This is a genomic window from Enterococcus sp. 6D12_DIV0197, from assembly GCF_002174385.1.
GTDB lineage: Bacteria > Bacillota > Bacilli > Lactobacillales > Enterococcaceae > Enterococcus_D > Enterococcus_D casseliflavus.
The window spans coordinates 3,032,105-3,052,603 of record NZ_NIBN01000001.1 but is presented as its reverse complement, the minus strand read 5'-3'; the positions used below and the strand labels follow the sequence as shown (position 1 = coordinate 3,052,603).

The window sequence follows — 20,499 nt, the reverse complement described above, 5'->3', positions numbered from 1 at the left end:
TTGCGTTATTCTACATTTTTGAATTCTTTTTCAATTTGTAGTCGTTGGACTTTCATGGTTGCTGTTCGTGGGATATCTTCGTAGTCGCGTAAAATTGGCTGATTGAGGTGAGGGAGATCTTCCACCATTTTCCACCAAGCATCCCAATCCATTTGACGATTTGGTGCTAAAGCAATGATTGGTTGCGGTGAGTTTTCTTTGTCGCGAACGATCACGACTTCGGCAAGGAAGTCTAAATGATCCAGCAAAAGGTCTTCCAAGGCAAGATTGCTTTCAATATTTTTGATCAAGTCCACTTGACGGTCTTTTAAGTAAAGATGTCCCTGATCATCCATCATGCCGTAATCACCACTGTCCCACCAAGCGCCATAGACATTGTCAGCAAAACGCTGATCTTCTTTATAATAGGTCAACGCGCGTCCTTTTGAAAGGAAATGGATGTGCCCATCGGTATTGGCTGGCAGCTCGTTGCCCTCGGCATCGGCGATCCGCGCTCTCGTTAAGTCCTCCAGACCGACACCCATATCACGGGCATCGTTGGTAGCGATGCTTTCTAAGGTATGTGCTTTTAGGATCATTGGCCCGCATTCACTTTGGCCATAGACTTGTAAAAAGAGTGCTTCTTTTGTTGCTGAAGTATTTAAAAAAGTCGCCATTGTTTGATTGTTGATGGCATCAAAGGTTGAGTGATAGTAACGAATATTGGCAAAAGCATCTGGTTGTTCTTTTGCCACAAAGCTCCATTGGACAAAATTGTTTGGATGAGTTTCCAAAGCAATCGGTGGGTATTCTTTTAACATGCCTACGACATGAGCGCCGTTGGCATTGGCTAATGGCATCATCGGGAAGCCCATCGCCATCAAGGAGGAGATACCGATATTGAAGCGGGAGTGCACCGGTGAAATATGGAACGCAATTAAATCAGAGTCAGCTTTGGTGCGATCGATCTTGGTGAAGATCGTTTTTTGCCATTTTGTCCGCCAGCCCATGGAGTTTGCTGAATGACAAATCAATTTTGGAATACCCGTCGTTCCAGAAGTATGGGTCATATAGGAAATTTGATCCACCGGTAATTCAGTTTGTTCCACTGGTTCCGCTGGCTGCTGCAGCAAATGGCGAACAGCGATCTGTTTGTCAGTACTGCTATTTTTCACTTGTGCGACGCGGCCTTCGGTTTCTTCATCAAATAAGATGTAAGGATCTTCTAAGCGATCCACAAACACTTCGATGGTTTCAGCAGGAAAATGATAGGAGATCATAGCAGGAACGGCACCAAGGTAAGAAGCAGCCGTTGCTAACAAATACGTATCGAATTTTGAAGATTTATACAGAATGATTTTATCTCCTGCTTGCACGCCAAGTGAGGCAAGTTGATAAGCACGCTTTAAAATCATTTCATGGCTCGAACGGTAGGTACTACGATAGCCAAGCTCAGGAAATGCTGGCAACACTTCATCATGGATGATGGGGGTGTCAGGGAACGTCTCAGCAGCTTCGCGATAATTGGTGTATAGATTCAATGGACGATAGTCTAAAATGGACAAATAGAACACTCCTTTAAAAGTTCGTGAAAAACTTCATTTGATTTCTCCATTTTAGCACAGGAATTCCTCGATACAATAGATATTTTGTGTTTTTTATTTATTTCTAAAAAATCATCCGGACAAAGACTTTCGAAGAATGAATGACTGTGATGTGTTATCATTCATTCCTCGTACTAAGCGGAAAAAGTGCATAATCAACGAGTGTATTTTGCTACAAAATCTTCGATTGGGAGGCGAAAGTCTAAATAGCGTGCTTTTAATTCTGCACGATTCCAATTCCACCAAGCGATTTCTTGCAAAGCAGTGATCGTTTCTGGATCAAAGCGGTATTTGATCACTTTTGCTGGAACCCCGCCGACGATCGCATAAGGCGGCACATCTTTGGTTACGACTGCGTTTGAGGCGATCACGGCACCATCACCGACGGTCAAACCAGATTGGATCACGGCACCGTGGCCGATCCAGACATCATTGCCAATGACGGTCGTTTTTGCTTTGCGTTTTTCTAAGAAGAACTCGTCCTTTGGCGCAAATCCATAGCCTTCGCCATTATAGGCAAAAAGATGCTGACTAGGGCGTTCATAGGGATGATTGGTAGGGCCGATGCGGACCATCGCTGCGATACTGATAAAACGTCCTAATTGACTGTTCTGAATAAAGCAATATTGCCCCGTATAGGTATAATTGCCGATGGAAGAATGATCAATGTGATTGGCTTCGCCAATTTCGACGTAGTCTCCTAAAGTTGTGTCTTGAAGCTGCGAGTCTTTGCCAACGATCGGCTGTTCATCTGGAAAATTTGTGATCGATAGGTGCATAGAAATCATCCTCTCTTGCGTATTGCTATCATTTTACCGCACTTTTTTGTACTATTTGACTAATACGCACTAAAGACAAAAGGAGGTCTGCTTTATGGAGACGATTTATCAGTTAGATAAGATGACCGAAACGATAGCTAAGCGAGCAATCAAAAAAGGATACTCGTTAAAAAATCAAGCGGCCCCAGAGGCGCTGTTTGTGCGCAGTTCAACGGTTCCTAACGAATTGATCACTCCAGAATTAGCTGTGATCGCTCGCTCAGGAACAGGCACCAATACGATCGATTTGGCACGGTGTACTCAAAATGGCACAGTAGTTTTCAATAGTCCTGGTGTCAATGCCAATGCAGTCAAAGAGTTGGTGCTATCCAATTTATTTCTCAGCGTTCGCCCCTTATTCAAAGCGATCCAGACGGTAGCCGATTTACAAGAAGAACTAGCGTCCGGTCAAATTGAAGCAGAAGAGGTGTTGAAGGTAGCTGAAGAACGGCGAAAAGGAGTGATTGGTGAAGAATTAGCTGGAAAAACCATCGGTATTTTAGGGTTAGGAGAGATCGGTGAACGGGTGGCAAAAGCCTGTCATCAGCTAGGGATGGAGGTTTTGGGCTATGCCCGAACGAAGAAAGCAGCACACGATTACGAGCAAGTCAGTGACCTGCAAATGCTGTTGACCGAATCAGATTTTGTGGTGGTCTTGCTCCCTTTAAGTCAAGAGACCAAAGGCATGCTGAATCGACAAACGATTCAGCAGATGAAAAAAAATGCAGTGTTGATGAATTTTGGTCGCGGGGAAATCGTGGAAGAAGCAGCCGTCTTAGAAGCATTAGCCAAAAATCAGCTCAAACAATACATCACTGATTTTCCTAGTGCGGGCTTGATCGGACAACCGAAAGTGTTGTGTTATCCGCATATCGGCGGCAGTACTACCAATGCCTTGGAAAAGGGGGACCACGTAGTTTTTGATCGCATGCATGCCTATTTACGCGCTGGGACGATTCAAGAATCGGTCAATTTCCCCCATGCAGAGTTGCCTTTTTTGGCACCGTATCGCTTAGCGCTGTTTTATCACGACAAGCCTGGTGCTTTTGCCCCATTATTGCGGATCATTTCTGAAGCAGGCGTGGATATCGATAATTTGGCGAGTGAGAGAAAAGCCGGAGTTGCCTATACTTTGATTGATCTTGATGAGACAAATGAAACACTGCTGCAAGATCTACAGCAGCAGATACAGCAAGAAACAGCGATCATTCGTGCCCGCTTGATCAAAAATTCGCGAACCAGTGAATAGTTGCCACCAACAATGTTTCTTGTTATGATGAAAAAAAAGTAAAGGAAGTTCATCATGACGAATAAGTTTCAAGATAAAAAGAAGGTCGCTTTGCCTCGTTATCAGCAGATTGCCGTAGCGATCGCGGAACGAATCGTTGAAAATCGCTACCAAGTTGGGCAAAAGATCCATGCACGCTCAACATTAGCCAGCAATTTCAATGTCTCTCCTGAAACAGCCCGCAAAGCGATCAATGTATTAGTTGATTTAGAAATCATGGACGTCCGTCATGGCAGCGGCGCTTATATTGCTTCAAAGGAAAAAGCACAGGCCTTTGTGGAACAATACCAAGATGTGCAGTCGATCCAAGAAATTAGACAAGATATTTTAGACAGTGTGGAGCGGCAGCAGCAAGAGCTGGATAATTTTTCTGACTTGTTGAACACGCTAGTGCAGCAAACCAAAAAGGTACACCATATGAGTCCGTTTGTGCCCTTTGAGCTTCAGCTGACGGAACAGGCGCAGCATTTGGAAAAAAGTATCAACGAATTGAATGTTTGGCAGGCCACAGGGGCGACGGTCATCGCGATCCAAACAACCGAAGAATTGCTGTTGTCACCAGGACCTTATGCGAAATTCAGTGCAGGCAATACGATTTATTTTGTCGGGAATGAATTGGCGTTGCAGCGCATGACCAATTTCTTCTATCCAACGGACCATTCAGCGTAATTCTTTTTCCTGATTCCCATGCTTTTTTTGCAAAAGAAAAAGCATGGGGAATTTTTTTTTGACAAAGTGACCACATCTTGTTAAGATAGTATGGTCACTTTCGTGAAATTTTTCAGAAAAAGGAGTATTAATCATTTGAGTAAAGTTAAAGTGGAACACTTAACCAAAATCTTCGGCAAGAAAAAGCAGCAAGCTCTAGCCATGGTCAAAGAACAACGCAGCAAAAACGAGATTTTAGAAAAAACGGGTGCCACCGTCGGGGTCTATGATGTGAACTTTGAAGTCAACGAAGGCGAGATTTTCGTCATCATGGGCCTTTCTGGAAGCGGGAAGTCAACATTGATTCGACTATTGAATCGATTGATCGAGCCGTCTGGCGGAGATATTTACATAGATGGCGTGGATGTTGCCAAAATGAGTAAAGAGGAACTACGAGAAGTTCGCCGTCACAAAATCAACATGGTTTTCCAAAGCTTTGGCCTTTTCCCTCATCGGACAATTTTAGAGAACACAGAATACGGACTAGAAGTCCGTGGGGTCTCGAAAGAAGAACGAACAGCGAAAGCGGAAAAAGCGTTAGAAAACTCAGGATTGCTTTCTTTTAAAGACCAATACCCTGACCAGCTGTCTGGAGGGATGCAACAGCGTGTGGGACTTGCCCGTGCGTTAGCCAATGATCCAGAGATCCTCTTGATGGATGAGGCCTTTTCAGCATTAGATCCGCTGATTCGCCGTGAAATGCAAGATGAACTTTTAGAATTGCAAGCCAATGTTCAAAAAACGATTATCTTTATCACCCATGATTTGAACGAGGCCTTGCGGATCGGTGACCGGATCGCTTTAATGAAAGATGGTCAGATCATGCAGATCGGTACAGGAGAAGATATTTTGACGAATCCTGCCAACCAATACGTGCGTGATTTCGTGGAAGATGTCGATCGTTCCAAAGTCTTGACTGCGCAAAACATCATGGTCCCAGCATTGACGACGAACATCGAGATCGATGGACCAAGCGTAGCATTGAACCGGATGCGGAAAGAAGAAGTCAGCATGCTGTTAGCCGTCGACAAACGTCGTCACCTAAAAGGAAGCCTGACAGCCGAGTCTGCTCGTGAGGCACGGAAAAACAATCTGACCTTGAAGCAAGTTATTGATAAAAATGTTAAAAAGATCGATAAAGATATGCTGGTAACGGATATCTTCAATTTGATCTATGATTCGCCTACACCTTTAGCCGTGGTAGAAAACGATCGTTTGATCGGAGTCGTGATCCGCGGAAGTGTGATTGAAGCATTGGCTGAGACTGATTCAGCCGCTCAAGCAGAGGAAGGGGTAGTGACAAATGGATAATTTCTTACAACATACGATTCCGGTGGCTGATTGGGTCGAAAACTTTACTGATTGGCTAACAGGAACTTTCAGTGGATTGTTTTCAGCCTTACAGTCTTTCGGACAATTTATCATGGACGCTATTACAAATGTATTACTGTTTGTACCACCGTTATTAATGATCGTCTTATTGACTGCTGCTGCCTTTTTCGTTTCACGCAAAAAATTCGGCTTGCCAGCTTTTACTTTTGTCGGGTTGCTGTTCATCTATAACCAAGGGTTATGGACAGACTTGATGAACACCGTCACGTTGGTCTTATTGTCGAGTTTGGTTTCGATCATCATTGGGATTCCACTAGGAATCTTAATGGCGAAAAGCGAAAAAGCGCAAAGTATCGTGACGCCGATCTTAGACTTTATGCAAACGATGCCTGGTTTCGTTTATTTGATTCCTGCGGTTGCTTTCTTTGGGATCGGGATGGTTCCTGGGGTCTTCGCCTCAGTGATCTTTGCTCTACCACCAACCGTTCGGATGACGAACTTAGGGATTCGCCAAATTTCTCGTGAATTGGTGGAAGCCTCTGATTCCTTCGGTGGGACTGGCTGGCAAAAACTGATCAAATTAGAATTGCCACTAGCCAAAAGCACTATTTTGGCTGGGGTCAACCAAACCACGATGCTGGCATTATCAATGGTCGTGATCGCGTCAATGATCGGTGCTCCTGGGTTAGGGCGCGGCGTCTTGTCCGCCTTGCAACGAGCACAAGTCGGTAACGGATTTGTCAGTGGGGTATCCTTAGTTATTTTGGCGATCATCATGGATCGCTTTACCCAGAATTTGAATCGTTCGGCACATCAAAAAGCAGCCAGCAAGACAAGTCGCAAACAAAAACGTCTTTTTGGCGGGATTGCTGCAGCGGCAGTCGTTGCTTTGATTGGAGCATCGTTTGCCTTTGGAAATGTTTCTGACAGCAAAGGCACGGTGAACTTGGCGTATGTCGAATGGGATACGGAAGTTGCATCTACCCATGTGGTGGCAGAAGTTTTGTCGCAAATGGGCTACGAAGTCAATACGACGCCTTTGGATAATGCCATCATGTGGGAATCGGTGGCAAAAGGGGAAGTTGACGGGATGGTCGCTGCTTGGCTGCCATCTACGCATCAATCCCAGTATGAACAGTACCAAGACCAAGTTGAAAACTTAGGTCCTAACTTAGAGGGGGCAAAACTGGGGATCGTTGTACCAAGTTATATGGATGTAGATTCCATCGCAGACCTTTCTGACGAAGCTGGAAAAACCATCACTGGTATCGAACCAGGCGCTGGTGTCGTAAATGCAGCGGAAAATACGGTTGCAACGTATGACAACCTTTCCGATTGGAATGTCGCTACCTCTTCTTCAGGAGCGATGACAGTGGCATTAGGCCAAGCCATCAAGAACCAAGATGAGATCGTTATTACTGGCTGGTCTCCACATTGGATGTTTGCGAAATATGATCTGAAATATCTGGATGATCCAGAAGGAACAATGGGTGAAGCAGAAAGCATCAACACTGTTGTACGCCAAGGATTAGCAGATGACATGCCAGAAGTCTACGAAGTACTTGATCGTTTCAACTGGACACAAGAAGACATGGAAGAAGTCATGTTAGCAATCAATGACGGAACGTCAGCCGAAGATGCAGCCAAAGATTGGGTAGCCAATCACCCAGAAGAAGTTGCTGCTTGGACGAACTAACTTCTTTCAAATAAATGTATAAAATCTTCAATCGATTTTAATGTTGAGAAAGCACGCATCCACCTTCGGATGTGTGCTTTTTTTGATCGTTTATTTGTTGCACAAACTTCAGGTAAAAAGAAAATGAGCAAACAATGACCGATGATTTTTGACAAGAAATAGCAAAGAATGGCCAGTCAATGGAGTCGCTCGTGTAAGAAAATAGAAAAGCAAGTGTTTCAAAATCTTATAAAAGTTCGTTCATCAACTTATACAAATTCACGGGAACTTCTATAAAATGAGAGAGAAGGAAGTCGAGTGCATAGAGAAGGAATTAGGAGGGATTGGATGACGGCTTATTTATTTTGTCATTTCACTGGCGAGCAAAAAAATGGTGAGCAAGTATACTTTAGTGTGAGCAAGGATGGGTTGACTTTTACAGATTTAAATCAAGGCCATCCCGTTTTGAAAAGTGATCTTGGGGAAAAAGGAGTCAGAGATCCTTTTCTAGTTAAGGGAAAGGACACGTATTATCTCATTGCGACAGATTTGCGTATTGAAAAGGGACTTGGCTGGGCAAAGGCTCAAACCAATGGTAGCCGCCAGATGGTTATCTGGTCATCAACGGATCTTGTGTATTGGACAAACCCATGGACCGCAACGATCGCTCCAGAAGATGCGGGGAATTTGTGGGCGCCAGAGGCAATTTATGATGCAGAAAAAGAGACATTTTTTGTCTATTTTGCTGCAAATGTCAATGGAAAACATAAGATTTATTCTGTTTCTACCAAGGATTTTCAGACGTTTACTGAGCCAGTGCTATTTATTGAAAAAACGATGGATGTGATCGATACAACGATTGTTTATAGTCAGGGGTATTATTATCGTTTTACAAAAAACGAAGAAAATAGTCGCATTTTTTTAGATCGCAGTCAACAGCTGACAGGAGACTATCAGGAAGTAACTTCTGAATATCTCGCTCAATTAGAAGGGGTTGAAGGACCGCAATTGTACCAATTACCTGATGGCAAATGGGCGCTGATCGTAGATCACTTTAAAAAAGGCACCGGATATGGGATCGCAGTAAGTGATGATCTCGCAACAGGCGTTTTCGAACCTGTTTCTGCCTTTGACTTCGGTCAATCTATCAAGCGCCATGGTGGAGTGATCACGATCACAGATGATGAGTATCAACGGTTACTGACCTATTATCAACAGAAAAACCCGGTTTTAGATGGTCTTTATGCAGACCCTGATTTGGTGTCATTTAACGGGAAATTTTACTTATATCCAACATCAGATGGTTTTACCGATTGGTCTGGGACAAGCTTTTCGGTATTTGAATCAGAAGATCTTACTCAGTGGACAAATAAAGGAACGATCCTTGATCTAGCATCCTCGCAAGTGAAATGGACGATCGGTGGTGCGTGGGCACCCTGTACAGCAGAAAAAGAAGGAACGTTTTATTTTTACTTTACTGGAAAAATGGCGGATGGACGCTCAGGAATCGGTGTCGCTTATGCGGATCATCCAACAGGTCCCTTTATTGCAGATGAGAGACCGCTTTTGAGTCCTGACCTTATCGATGACTATGGGTTAAACATGAGTCAAGTCATTGATCCATCTGTTTACGTAGAAGCTGGAAAGTACTATCTATTGTTTGGCAATTCTGCGGGAGGAACGGCTGCGATCGTAGCATTGGGAGATGACATGCGAACAGTCAAACTTGATACACTAGCAGAATATCAAGGGCTGGAAGATTTTCGAGAAGCCATTACCGTTTTGAAAAAAGATGATTTGTATCATTTTACTTGGTCGGGAGAAGATACCCGCAGCGAAGACTATCATGTGAATTATGGTACCTCCTCTTCATTGTATGGACCGATTCACTATCATTATCCTGTCTTACAAAAAAATGTTGAAAAAGGCATTTTAGGAACCGGTCATCACAGTATTTTAGAGTATTCTGATAGGTATTATATTGCTTATCACAGCTTTGCTGTTCCACTTAGTAAGTATCCAGAAGAAGCCCGCGGATTTCATCGACAGGTTCGCATTTCCCCATTAGATTTTGACGAAGCAGGCTATATGAAGCAAGTAATCGTATAAGAAAAAGGGTGCAGCGATGCATCCTTTTTTGTCTGCAAATTCAGTTAGTTTCTTTTACGAACGTTAGAAGGAGCAAGATGATAATGCTTTTTAAATAGTTTACTAAAATAAAAAGGATCATGATACCCTACTTTTTCTGCGATTTCTTTGATGGTCAAATTGGTATGAAGCAACAGCTCATAGGCATGTTTGAGCCGAATCTCGATCAAATATTTAATCGGACTACGACCAGTGATTTTCCGAAAAACTTTTGAAAGTTGGGCAGGACTAATATAAAGCATGTCTGCTAGCATTTCCAATGTGATGTCTTCTTGGTGATGATTCTCCAAATAATAAATCGTATGGTTCACTAGCGTTTGTTTTTGTTTATCTTTTTCAGAGATCACTGCCAGGCAATTGTTTGGATCGGAGGGCGTCAAACTTCTTAAAATCAAAGCTAGCATTTCGAGAATGATTCCTTTGCCCATCAAATCGTGATGAAGGTTATGGCTATTGAACTCCTGGGTCAGCTGCCAAGCTTTTTTGAAAAACGCTTCTTGATAAATTCCCAAGTCTAGTAGGGGATTTTCATTTGGAAAGGTATTAAAAGGAAGTCCTTCGATCAGAATATTGGAAAGGCCGATATGAAGTTCATGGGATTCCATCCCAGCCGGATGGATTTCAGTATGAGGAAGACCAGGGTTAAAAAGGAGGGCATCTCCAGTAAATAACCTTGTGCGGGTCTCATTAAATTCGTAATCAACGGTTCCTTCTAATACGATGCTGATCTCAATGAAATCATGATGGTGGTAGCCCCGAAGATTTTTCTTTTTATTCCAAAAGTCAACGACATAAATAATTTCAGGATTAAATATATTCGAATGGATGTGGTACATAGTTCCCTCCTATTACCTACGAAAAGGTAGGCGCTTTTTTTCTTCATATCATATAATACATGAAAATGAATCGGATAGACTATGTTCTTCATTAAATGTTTTAGTAAAATTAAGTGAAAGAAAGCGATTTCTTTACTTGAGTATTGGTAAAAGGGAGGTTAGGGATTAAATGGAAAAACGTTTTTTGAATGAATGGCGATTCTCAAAACAAGAAGAAAAAGAAGCATGGAAAAAAGATTTTGATGATTCTACTTGGGAAAAGGTAACGATTCCTCATGATTGGGGTGTCTCTTATCCCTTTGAAAAACACTTTTCAAGCGGAACAGGGTATCTACCCGGAGGGATAGGTTGGTATCGAACCAAACAGTCGCTGCAAGCGTTGGGTGACCTTACGAATAAAGTCGTAAAAATTCATTTTGAAGGTGTTTATAAAAACGCTCGGGTTTGGATCAATGGCTATCATATGGGGATGAGACCTTCAGGATATGCTTCATTTTATTATGATTTGACAGAGATTTTAACTTACAATTCGGATGATAGCTTGCTTATTAGTGTCCGTGTCGAGCACACGGATTTGGCAGATTCAAGATGGTATAACGGAAATGGAATCACGCGTCCTGTTTCTCTTGAAATTCATGATTCTATTTATATCGACGAATACGGAACGAGTTTTTCAACCCCGTGTGTTACAGACCAGCAAGCAGAGCTAGTGATTGAACATCGGCTAGTAAATACCTTAAAACAAGACCGTGTTGTTAGGATCGAACAAATGCTGGAAAGCTTACAAACGGAAAAAGTGATGAACATAAGTCAGGAAATCCAACTTAACGCAGGGGAACGCCGCACAGTCACATTGAAGGCAAAAATTGAAAAGCCAGAGCTATGGTCACCTGAAGTGCCGAATCTTTATCAGCTACGAACAAAGCTGAGCTATCAAGAAGAATCCTTGAAGGGAAATGAGAGCGTATACAACGAGTATGTCGGGATCAGATCCTTTCAATTTGATGCCAATGAGGGTTTTTCTTTAAATGGGCAGCAGCTGAAAATCAAAGGTGTTTGCTTGCACGAAGATGCGGGCTCTTTCGGTACAGCTGTTCCGATGGAGGTATGGGTACGGCGTTTAATAAAGTTAAAAGAGATGGGGGCAAATGCTATACGAATGGCACACAATCCTCATTCGTTTGCTTTGTATCGTTTATGCGACACCATGGGATTTTTAGTCTTTGATGAAGCATTTGATGAATGGGAAAATCCTAAAAATAAATGGTGGCAAGGTCATAATGTGTATCCACCCAAGTTAGAAGGAGCAGCAGAACATTTTCCAACTTGGTATGAAAAAGATTTGGAAAACATGATTTTACGCAATCGAAACCATCCATCGATCATTGCTTGGAGCATTGGCAATGAGATTGATTATCCCAATGATCCATATGCTAGTCCATTGTTTGCTGAAATGACAGGGAATAATGACAATAGCAAACCAGAAGCTGAGCGTATCTATAATCCACATCGCCCTGATATGAGAAGGTTACGCACGATAGCCGAAAAGCTGGTCCGTTTGAGCAAAACACTTGATCCGACTCGACCAGTTACCTTGGCAGCAGCTTTTCCAGAATTATCTACGAAAATTGGCTTGATCGATCACTTGGATGTCGTTGGCTATAACTACAAAGAACATCTATACGAAGAGGATCATCGCAAATTCCCAGATAAACCTTTTATTGGGAGTGAGAACAGTCACGGGTTTAAAGAATGGCAAACGGCAAACACTCTTCCGTATATCGCTGGACAATTTTTATGGACGGGCATTGATTATTTAGGGGAAGCCCATGGCTGGCCTATTCACGGATCTGGGGCAGGCTTATTGACATTGGCTGGTATTGAAAAGCCTAGTTATTACAAGAGAAAGAGCTGGTGGAGTCAAGAACCGACTGTTTATTTGACAACAATTCCTTACGAGAAAAACAAACGAAGAGCAGAATGGGAACCCACCTATCGAAAATGGTCTTACCCAGCTGAGCAAGAAATTGAAGTAAGGTGTTATACAAATGCAAAAGAGATTCGATTGAAGGTTGGCAACTTGGAAGTACCCGATGTTCGTTATGATGATACCTTTGGTTATTATGTTGCACGGATCAACTATCAGCCAAAAACCTTGTCGGTGGAAGCGGTATTTGAAGAAACGATTCTGCATGATGAAATAAGACCCGAAGCAGCGCCAACTGCTTTGGTAGCTATGAACTATGAAATTCCTCAAAGATGGCGGGAGAAATTGGCTGCTACCGATTTAACACTAAATAAGAACCTTCATCAAATTGAATGCCAAGTCTTGGATTATGCCGAAAATCCGATAGCAGCAGAAGTAATGGTCTATTTAGAAGTCGAAAATGGGACATTACTAGGTTTGGAGAATGGTGATCTAGCAGATACTACCGCTTATACAGAGTCATTCCGTCGAACGATGCAAGGAAAGTTGCTTTGCTTTGTAGCAGGAGCGCACAAGAAAGAGACAGTTGTGACGCTGCGCTCACCTGGACTACCAGATACACGATTGATTCTAAAGAATAGAGAGGGAAGTACATGATAAAAAAGCGGACACTCCTTATTCCTTTGGTCTTATTGAGTATACTGACAGCGTGTGGAACGGTCGAGGAAAATACACAGAAAGAAAAAGAGCCAGAGACAGATGAAGTCATTGAAACGGCGACGATCACCTTAAATACGGCAGAAACCTATCAGACAATTGAAAGCTTTGGCGCAAGTGGAGCTTGGTGGAGTCAAGATGTCGGTGGCTGGATCGAAGAAGAAACAGCAGAACTTTCGAAGCGAGAATATATCGCAGAATTATTATTTGATCCGCTTGAAGGGATTGGCTTGACGTCTTATCGCTACAACTTAGGCGCCGGAAGTACGTTACAAAATAGTCCTCGCATTGAAGATCCCTGGCGACGAGCAGAAAGTTTTGAAGAAGGACCCGAAGTCTATGATTGGTCGAAGGATGAAAATGCACGATGGATGCTGAAAACAGCGGTTGATTATGGAATTGATGATATCTATTTATTCGTCAATAGCCCATTGACGAGGTTAACGAAAAATGGTTCTGCATATGGTGATCAGCTGGAAGAAAAACGCAGTAATCTAGCTCCTGAGAATTATCAAGCATTTGCCAACTACGTCTATGATGTAACGGAACACTTCTTAAAAGAAGGCATTCCCGTCACGCATGTGTCGCCAATCAATGAACCACAATGGGATTGGACTGGTGGCCAGGAGGGAACCTACTACGATCCAGCTGAAGTAGTCGCACTCTTAGAGGTATTTATTGAAGAAAAACAAAAAAGACCAGAGTTGAAACAAATAGCGCTATCGATGCCTGAATTAGGAGAATGGGCAAACACCAGCAAGGAATATTTCGAAGCAATCATCGAAAATGATACATTGATGAATTACTTTGACACGTGGGAAGTCCATTCATATTGGACAACTTACGTCGAGAAAATGAATTTTAAAGAGTGGTTAGACGAAAAGGAAATCGATGTTACCTTAAAAATGTCTGAGTGGACAGAAATGATCAATGGTCGCGACTACACTATGGACTCTGCCCTAAACTTAGCCAACGAGATGCACGATGATTTAACGATCCTTGATGTGGTTACTTGGCAATATTGGATCGCAGTCAGTAGTTACGATTATCGAGATGGTCTGATTTATGTAAATTTGGGTTCAAAAGAAATTATTCCGACAAAAAGACTTTGGGGGATGGGAAATTTCAGCAAGTTTATTCGACCAGGGTACACGAGAGTTTCCGCAATCAGCGACGACAAAGAGGTGAATGTTGTAAGCTTTTTGGGGAAAAATGAAGCAAACGAAGAAGAACTTATTACAGTGCTTATCAATAATAGTTTTCAGGAAAAAGAGATTGATCTTCAAGGCGTCGGATTTGACGAAATCATCAGCTATACGACAGATAGTGAGTCTGATTTAAAAGAGCAGAGCATCGCTTCTCAGGCTCTGACAATCCCTCGGCAATCGATCGTTACCTTGAAGAGCGTTACAACGAATGAATAAGAAAAGGGGAAATGGCTATGAACTTTGGGAAAATTGCTAAAACATCTTTATTGGCGTCTTCAGTAGTCTTATTTGCTGCTTGTGGGCAAGAAAACAACAATAATGATTCGGATGGAGAAATCACGACGATCCAGTTTTATACGTGGGGAGGTGAAGGTGACCTTCCCATCTATGAGCCACGTATCAAAGCCTTTGAGGAAGCGAATCCTGACATAAAAGTAGACTTCGTTCAAGTGCCAAGTGATTATGACACCAAACTGCAAACAATGTATGCCGGAAATGAAGCACCTGACGTTGTCCAAGTGGCAGAAAATGGGCAAAACTTTGCTTCTAAGGGATTATTTATTGATCTTTCAGACTATATTGCGGAATCATCGATTGACGTAGAAAGCAATTGGGGGGATGCAATGACCCAATATACCTATGATGGCCAACCATTTGGTTTGCCGGATAGAGGGGGCCCAGAAATTCTTTACTACAATAAAGACTTATTTGATGAAGCAGGGATCGAATACCCGACGAATGATTGGACGATTGAAGAATACACAGCTGCTGCCGAAAAATTAACAAAAATAGAAAACGGCGAAACGGTTCAGTATGGTGCTAGTGGAATGGATTGGGTGCCAAACTGGGGAGTATTTATCAAGTCCAATGGCGGTTCCCTTGTGGAAGATAACGAGGTTGTGATCAATTCTCCCGAAAACTTAGAAGTTCTTACTTGGTTTAATAATCTATACCAAGACGGTTATGTTGGCACATATGAATTTTATGAGTCTGTTGCGCAGTCTGGTGCGGATTCAATGTTCTCACAAGGTAGAATTGGTATGTTGACGACAGGATTTTGGAATATTGGCAACTTCACACAACTGGATGATTTAAATTTTGATATTGCACCGATGCCTTTTTTCAATGAAAAAGTTACGTGGCCTTTCGGAAGTGCCTTAGCGATTTCTAAGCAATCGACCAAACAAGATGCCGCCTTTCGATTCATTGAATATATGACGAGCGAAGAAGCACAAAAAATTCTTGGTGAAAGTTTAGTGGATTCTCCTGCCAATATCAAAGTATTGAACTCTGAAGAATTTACCAATAGACAAGTAAATGGGAAAGATCTTCGCTTGGACGTCGTAGGAATCTCGACAGAACGTGTTGTGATCGATGGTATTTTCGAAGGTCCTTACTACGGAGAACTGACCGGAGAGTTCAGCAATCAAGTAAAAGAAATGCTCCTTGGCCGTTTAACACCAGAAGAAGCGCTTGAGAAAATGCAAGAATCTGGCGAAAAAATCATGGAACAATATTAATTCAGAAAAAGGATAGCTTAGGGAAGAAAAATTTTCTTCCTTAAGCACCTTAGTTAAGGAGGGTTTCCTATTGGATCGTTCAGCGACACAACTTCAACTAAATCAAAAAAAGCGTAAGCGGACTCAGTCCCGCTGGTTTTTTGCCTTTGTTTCACCTTGGATCATTGGGTTTGTTTGTTTTACCATTGGACCAATGATTTTTTCGATCATCATGAGTTTTACTGATTGGGATATGTTTTCGGAATTTAATTTTATCGGGTTTGATAACTACCTGCGTCTTTTTAAGGATGATATTTTTTTAAAAGCTTTAGCAAATACGTTTCAATATACCTTGATCAGTGTGCCAATCAATTTATTACTTTCATTAGGTATGGCTTATTTATTGAGCTTTCATTTGAAAGGGATGCGTGTTTTTCGTACCATCTATTACTTACCCTCCATTGTACCAATCGTTGCGAGCACGATGCTGTTTACCCGTTTGCTTTCTTCCAAAGGATTAGTCAACCAGGCATTAGCCTTATTTGGTATCGACGGACCAGTTTGGCTGTTGAGTAAGGACCATGTGCTTTGGAGCTTCGTATTCCTTTCTCTATGGGGCGTCGGTGGAACAATGATCTTGATGCTGTCTGCCATCAATAGTGTGGGGGAAGAAATGTATGAATCGGCACTTCTTGATGGTGCATCCAGATTCAGAATGTTTATTAGTATAACCATTCCCCAAATTTCGCCGATTTTATTTTTCAACCTGATTACCGGAGTTATCGGGTCCCTTCAGACCTTTACTCAAGTGTATATGATGACCGGTGGTGGTCCTGATTATGCCAGCGAAATGATCGTTCCCTACCTTTATCGAAATGCCTTTTCATTCTATCGGATGGGCTATGCCTCGGCAATGGCATGGGTGTTGTTTATGATCGTGATGGTCTTATCCTTGATCGTGCTGAAGAGCTCAAGCTTATGGGTATTTTATGAAGAGGAGGTGAAGTAAGTGTTAGATAAAAATCTATCCAAAGTATCTAAATTATTGATCTATCTGACCTTGGTTTTGTTTGCGGGAATTTTGATCATTCCATTCGTTTATATGATTTCGATTGCACTAGCTTCGCCAGAGTCAAATATCAAAGAACAGTTTACTTTACTGCCAACGGAATTCTATTTGTCCAATTTCACCAATTTGTTTAGAGATTCCTTTTCAGGAGAGCGACCAATCTTGTTGTGGTTTTTCAACACGATGCTGATCGTCGTTCTCAGCATTGTTGGACAAATTATTTCTTCGACACTGGTTGCTTTTGGCTTTGCCCGAATGAAGTATAAACATAAAAACAAATTGTTTCTATTGGTATTAGGAACAATGATGTTACCAGGCCAAATCACCTTGATTCCTGTGTTTTTGATTTTTAGAAACTTAGGTCTTTATAACACTCTTTGGCCACTGATCATCCCGCAATTCTTTGGCTCTGCCTATAATATCTTTTTTACTCGCCAATTTATTACGGCGATTCCGGGAAACTTATTTGAAGCAGCAGAAATGGATGGTTTAGGACCATTTAGATCCTTTACCAAAATAGTCTTACCGTTGATCAAACCAGCGATGGCTGCTATTGCTATTTTTACCTTTAACTTTGCTTGGAGCGACATCATGGGTCCTTTGATCTATGTATCAGATACGAGCAAAATGACCTTAGCTTTAGGCGCACAATCAATGTCCGCCACCTCTAATCCAGCGGGTACCGTCAATATGTCAATGTTGATGGTAATGTCATTGCTGCTGACACTTCCACAGATCATTATCTATTTCTTAGGACAAAAATATTTATTCCAAATCAATTTGGGGATTGGCAATAGCGGGACAAAATAAGGTGAAGAGCTTATGGAAAAAACTGACGATCTCATATAGAAAAATAGGGTTATAAGGAGCGACAGATGAAAAAAAATGTTGGACAATCGGAGATTAATCAAAAAGATAGCTACAAACTGTTTCATCATCTATCTTATTTAAACTATATTATCTATACTTTTCTAGGGACGCTGCTATTTTGGTTGTTCAATGTACCCCTTCTTTTTTTATTGCTAACAATGGAAATCAAACTTAGCACCTTACCATTGTTTCTCCTGTCCTTCTTGCCAGTAGCACCAGCTTTTACAGCGTTACTCATCTATTTGAAAGAAGCAAAGGAGAAAGATGGTACCCCAAAAGTGTTTTTATTGGCCTATCGCAGGAAATTTAAGCATAGTCTTCTAGGGTGGCTTCCTGTTTTAGTCGTTATTGGGTTATGTAGTGCAAATTTATTGTTACTGAGGGTCACGATCCAAATCACTGAATTGAAATGGTTAAATCTGTTTCTGCTGATCGTCGCCTTGACGTTTGCGATCAACTATTTTTTAGTGGTCGCAACGGCACCCTCTCTTTCAATCAAGGAAGCTCTTTTGCTTAATCTCCAATTATTTATTTTGAAATCCAGCCGATATATGCTAAGTTTTATGATCATCATTAGTAGTTGGCTGCTGTTAGCCTTGGTTCCAATTTATCTGGCATTATTTGGCGTAGGGCTGATTGGGATCTTATTATTACTGAACTTTGCGCCAGTCATGGAGTTTGCGCGAAAGCATTCGGTTCGTTGAGCAACAAAAAATCACCTGATCATGGAGCAACCTCGAACAGTTAGACCAAAATTCTAACAAGTCGAGGTCGCTTCAGTGTGTGTTTTATCAGGTGTTTTTAGGTTAAGCAAAACGATGAAAAATCGGCTGCATCTGTTCAAACGTACAGAGCTTAGTAAATCCTAATGACCGTAAAAGATCTTGTCCCTCTTTGATTTGAAACCCGAGGTGCTCTGGTTTATGACTGTCGCTGCCGATGGTTATCACGCTTCCCCCCAAGTCACGATAAAGCTTGAGGATCTCGATCGATGGCGTATACCCGTTGATTCCGTAACGGTGGGAAGAGGTATTCAGTTCAATGCCTTTGCCATTTTTGATTACGACTTTCAAGATCTCTGCGATTTGTTCTTTCGTTTGTTCAAAAGCGTCCTTCTCTTTATCTAAATAACGACGAATCAAATCCATATGGGCTAAGACGGAATACTCTTTATATGTCGTGACTAGCTGATACATTTCATCATAATAGCGCTCGTAGCATTCCTGTTGGCTGCGTCCTTTTTGAAATTCTCCAGTCCAAAATTCTTGATCGTGTACCTGATGAACGGAAAGTAAAATGAAGTCAAAGGGATGCGAATGATAAAGACGGGTAAATTGTGGGATCGTGTGCATTTGTATCCCAAATTCCAGCCCAGTTTTTAGCTTGATTTGGTCACTGTAGGTCTCCTTTAAGCGTGCCAGTTCGTTAAAATACAAGTCGTAGTAGACATTTTTTACAACTTTATTGGCCCCGACGAGGTACGTATCCGTCGCTTGCCAGTCTTCTTTGACTCCATAATCCACATGATCGGTAAAGCAGATTTCTGCTAAGCCTAGTTTAATGGCGTCTTTGACTACATCTTCCATCAAATACCAAGAATCATCGCTGTAATCACTATGGACGTGATAGTCTGTAAAAATCATGGCGTCTCCTTTTGTTTCGTTATTTTTGCTGCTTCTGCCAGTCTGCTCGTTTTTGATGATAGAGCTGGGCGGCAGTTTCCCAATGTTCTTTGTCAGCCGGCTGAATCTCACGGATCACACGGGCTGGATTGCCGCCGACGATCGTATTCGGCGGCACATCTTTTGTGACGACGGAACCAGCAGCGACGATGGCATGTTTGCCGATCGTGACACCTGGTAAAATCGTACTATTGCCCCCGATCCAAACGTAATCTTCGACGGTGATCGGTAGGCCAAATTCCAAATCTTGACTGCGGACCACAGAATCGATTGGATGACCGGCGGTATAGAAGCTGACCCGTGGTCCCACCATCACATGATCACCAATCAGAATCTTATTGACATCTAAAAAAATGCAATCCATATTGGCATAAAAGTGATCACCAATCTCAACATGGCGACCATAATCAACATAAAGGGGTGGTTGGACAAAGCAATGCTGCCCAAATTTGCCAAAGAGTGCTTTTTCTTTGGCGATGATTCGTTCTCGGTCATTGACTGGTAAATGGTTGATTTCCTGGGCACGTTTTTTTCCCTCCGCTGAACCATTCTCAGGGAGAATGCCAGCAGCTTGATACAATTGACCAGCCAACATCGCTTGATAATCAAAGTCTTCTTTCATTGCAAAATCCTTTCTAAGACGGTAAATCGTCGGTGGTTAATTCAATCAAATTGCCTTCGGGGTCTTGGACAACTGCTTCATAATAGCCATCGCCTGTTGTACGAGGACCATTTAAAAGAGGGTAGCCATCTTCAACAAACCGTTGAGCGTATCGATCGACGTCAGCTTGATCACCAACTGCAATCGCAAGGTGAGTGTAGCCTAAGCTTTCGCTGATACGAGGGCTTAAAAATTTCTTGGTCGTTAATTCTAACCGACTTCCAGAATCAAAGGTCAAAAAATAGGACTGAAAGCCTGTTTTCGGATTATGGTATTTTGGCTTGCTGACCGCCTGAAAGTAGGTTTCATAAAATGTCCTCATTTTTTCCAAATCATTGACATATAGTGCGATGTGTTCAATTTTCATTATCGACAACTCCTTTAATAAGCAACATAGATCGTTTTTTTTTTGAACTTAGTAAACTTTGTTTAATAAGTTGCTTCTATTATACCTTTGTTAACAAAATTAATAAAGGTA

Annotated in this window: 17 protein-coding genes; 11 read left to right on the top strand and 6 right to left on the bottom strand. The window is 42.0% G+C overall.

Features of this window, described 5'->3' with window-relative positions; translation table 11 throughout:
• Positions 1–5: 5 nt before the first annotated feature.
• On the bottom strand, positions 6–1,544 hold the full coding sequence (locus A5867_RS14265; protein WP_087627859.1) for an AMP-binding protein: 1,539 nt from the start codon (positions 1,542–1,544) through the stop codon (positions 6–8).
• A gap of 194 nt (positions 1,545–1,738) precedes the next feature.
• A complete protein-coding gene (locus A5867_RS14260) occupies positions 1,739–2,362 on the bottom strand; it encodes a DapH/DapD/GlmU-related protein (RefSeq protein ID WP_005228606.1) in 624 nt (207 codons plus the stop codon).
• Positions 2,363–2,456: 94 nt separating this feature from the next.
• Here A5867_RS14260 and A5867_RS14255 point away from each other — a divergent pair, with 94 nt between their 5' ends.
• The 5 genes from A5867_RS14255 to A5867_RS14235 all read left to right on the top strand — a co-directional run bounded on the left by A5867_RS14255 (position 2,457) and on the right by A5867_RS14235 (position 9,513).
• Positions 2,457–3,650: an NAD(P)-dependent oxidoreductase gene (locus A5867_RS14255; protein WP_087627858.1), complete on the top strand. Its 1,194-nt coding sequence runs from the start codon at positions 2,457–2,459 to the stop codon at positions 3,648–3,650.
• 54 nt (positions 3,651–3,704) lie between these two features.
• Positions 3,705–4,358 carry a GntR family transcriptional regulator gene (locus A5867_RS14250; protein WP_074535519.1) on the top strand — a complete coding sequence of 218 codons (654 nt, stop codon included), beginning with the start codon at positions 3,705–3,707 and terminating at the stop codon, positions 4,356–4,358.
• 135 nt (positions 4,359–4,493) lie between these two features.
• Positions 4,494–5,708, top strand: coding sequence for a glycine betaine/L-proline ABC transporter ATP-binding protein (locus tag A5867_RS14245; protein ID WP_087627857.1), 1,215 nt, complete (start codon positions 4,494–4,496; stop codon positions 5,706–5,708).
• Positions 5,701–7,425 (top strand): ABC transporter permease/substrate binding protein, encoded by a 1,725-nt coding sequence (locus A5867_RS14240; protein WP_005228611.1) that lies wholly within the window; start codon positions 5,701–5,703, stop codon positions 7,423–7,425. The genes A5867_RS14245 and A5867_RS14240 overlap by 8 nt, the downstream gene beginning before the upstream one ends.
• A gap of 327 nt (positions 7,426–7,752) precedes the next feature.
• A complete protein-coding gene (locus tag A5867_RS14235) occupies positions 7,753–9,513 on the top strand; it encodes a family 43 glycosylhydrolase (protein WP_087627856.1) in 1,761 nt (586 codons plus the stop codon).
• A 44-nt stretch (positions 9,514–9,557) separates the two neighbouring features.
• Here A5867_RS14235 and A5867_RS14230 read toward each other — a convergent pair whose 3' ends face one another.
• Entirely contained in the window at positions 9,558–10,388 is an 831-nt protein-coding gene (locus tag A5867_RS14230; RefSeq protein WP_087627855.1) for an AraC family transcriptional regulator, read from the bottom strand.
• A gap of 169 nt (positions 10,389–10,557) precedes the next feature.
• Here A5867_RS14230 and A5867_RS14225 point away from each other — a divergent pair, with 169 nt between their 5' ends.
• The 6 genes from A5867_RS14225 (at position 10,558) to A5867_RS14200 (ending at position 18,382) form a co-directional block, all read left to right on the top strand.
• Positions 10,558–12,972: a glycoside hydrolase family 2 TIM barrel-domain containing protein gene (locus A5867_RS14225; RefSeq protein ID WP_087627854.1), complete on the top strand. Its 2,415-nt coding sequence runs from the start codon at positions 10,558–10,560 to the stop codon at positions 12,970–12,972.
• Positions 12,969–14,456, top strand: a complete 1,488-nt coding sequence (locus A5867_RS14220; protein ID WP_087627853.1) for a glycoside hydrolase — start codon at positions 12,969–12,971, stop codon at positions 14,454–14,456. The genes A5867_RS14225 and A5867_RS14220 overlap by 4 nt, the downstream gene beginning before the upstream one ends.
• Before the next feature lie 17 nt (positions 14,457–14,473).
• The gene (locus A5867_RS14215) at positions 14,474–15,760 is read left to right on the top strand and encodes a sugar ABC transporter substrate-binding protein (RefSeq protein ID WP_223597542.1); all 1,287 of its coding nucleotides are present in this window, start codon (positions 14,474–14,476) and stop codon (positions 15,758–15,760) included.
• Positions 15,761–15,830: 70 nt separating this feature from the next.
• Positions 15,831–16,748 (top strand): sugar ABC transporter permease, encoded by a 918-nt coding sequence (locus A5867_RS14210; protein WP_223597543.1) that lies wholly within the window; start codon positions 15,831–15,833, stop codon positions 16,746–16,748.
• Complete coding sequence (locus A5867_RS14205; protein ID WP_087627851.1) at positions 16,749–17,618, top strand: carbohydrate ABC transporter permease; 870 nt, start codon at positions 16,749–16,751, stop codon at positions 17,616–17,618.
• 65 nt (positions 17,619–17,683) lie between these two features.
• Positions 17,684–18,382: a DUF624 domain-containing protein gene (locus A5867_RS14200; RefSeq protein WP_087627850.1), complete on the top strand. Its 699-nt coding sequence runs from the start codon at positions 17,684–17,686 to the stop codon at positions 18,380–18,382.
• Between the two features lie 102 nt (positions 18,383–18,484).
• On the opposite strand, the gene A5867_RS14195 is transcribed toward A5867_RS14200, so the two are convergent.
• Genes A5867_RS14195 through A5867_RS14185 form a run of 3 tightly spaced genes read right to left on the bottom strand, consistent with a single transcriptional unit; the run spans position 18,485 to position 20,388 of the window.
• On the bottom strand, positions 18,485–19,321 hold the full coding sequence (locus A5867_RS14195; protein ID WP_087627849.1) for a histidinol-phosphatase HisJ family protein: 837 nt from the start codon (positions 19,319–19,321) through the stop codon (positions 18,485–18,487).
• A 19-nt stretch (positions 19,322–19,340) separates the two neighbouring features.
• Entirely contained in the window at positions 19,341–19,982 is a 642-nt protein-coding gene (locus tag A5867_RS14190) for a sugar O-acetyltransferase (RefSeq protein ID WP_087627848.1), read from the bottom strand.
• A 13-nt stretch (positions 19,983–19,995) separates the two neighbouring features.
• A complete protein-coding gene (locus A5867_RS14185; protein WP_087627847.1) occupies positions 19,996–20,388 on the bottom strand; it encodes a VOC family protein in 393 nt (130 codons plus the stop codon).
• Between the last annotated feature and the right edge of the window lie 111 nt (positions 20,389–20,499).

Bases quoted from the DNA above. Each gene is read 5' to 3' on its own strand.
- A5867_RS14225 (WP_087627854.1), top strand. From the start codon at position 10,558: ATGGAAAAACGTTTTTTGAATGAATGGCGATTCTCAAAACAAGAAGAA.
- A5867_RS14190 (WP_087627848.1), bottom strand. From the start codon at position 19,982: ATGAAAGAAGACTTTGATTATCAAGCGATGTTGGCTGGTCAATTGTAT.
- A5867_RS14230 (WP_087627855.1), bottom strand. From the start codon at position 10,388: ATGTACCACATCCATTCGAATATATTTAATCCTGAAATTATTTATGTC.
- A5867_RS14255 (WP_087627858.1), top strand. From the start codon at position 2,457: ATGGAGACGATTTATCAGTTAGATAAGATGACCGAAACGATAGCTAAG.
- A5867_RS14195 (WP_087627849.1), bottom strand. From the start codon at position 19,321: ATGATTTTTACAGACTATCACGTCCATAGTGATTACAGCGATGATTCT.
- A5867_RS14185 (WP_087627847.1), bottom strand. From the start codon at position 20,388: ATGAAAATTGAACACATCGCACTATATGTCAATGATTTGGAAAAAATG.
- A5867_RS14260 (WP_005228606.1), bottom strand. From the start codon at position 2,362: ATGCACCTATCGATCACAAATTTTCCAGATGAACAGCCGATCGTTGGC.
- A5867_RS14200 (WP_087627850.1), top strand. From the start codon at position 17,684: ATGAAAAAAAATGTTGGACAATCGGAGATTAATCAAAAAGATAGCTAC.
- A5867_RS14240 (WP_005228611.1), top strand. From the start codon at position 5,701: ATGGATAATTTCTTACAACATACGATTCCGGTGGCTGATTGGGTCGAA.
- A5867_RS14250 (WP_074535519.1), top strand. From the start codon at position 3,705: ATGACGAATAAGTTTCAAGATAAAAAGAAGGTCGCTTTGCCTCGTTAT.
- A5867_RS14215 (WP_223597542.1), top strand. From the start codon at position 14,474: ATGAACTTTGGGAAAATTGCTAAAACATCTTTATTGGCGTCTTCAGTA.
- A5867_RS14220 (WP_087627853.1), top strand. From the start codon at position 12,969: ATGATAAAAAAGCGGACACTCCTTATTCCTTTGGTCTTATTGAGTATA.
- A5867_RS14235 (WP_087627856.1), top strand. From the start codon at position 7,753: ATGACGGCTTATTTATTTTGTCATTTCACTGGCGAGCAAAAAAATGGT.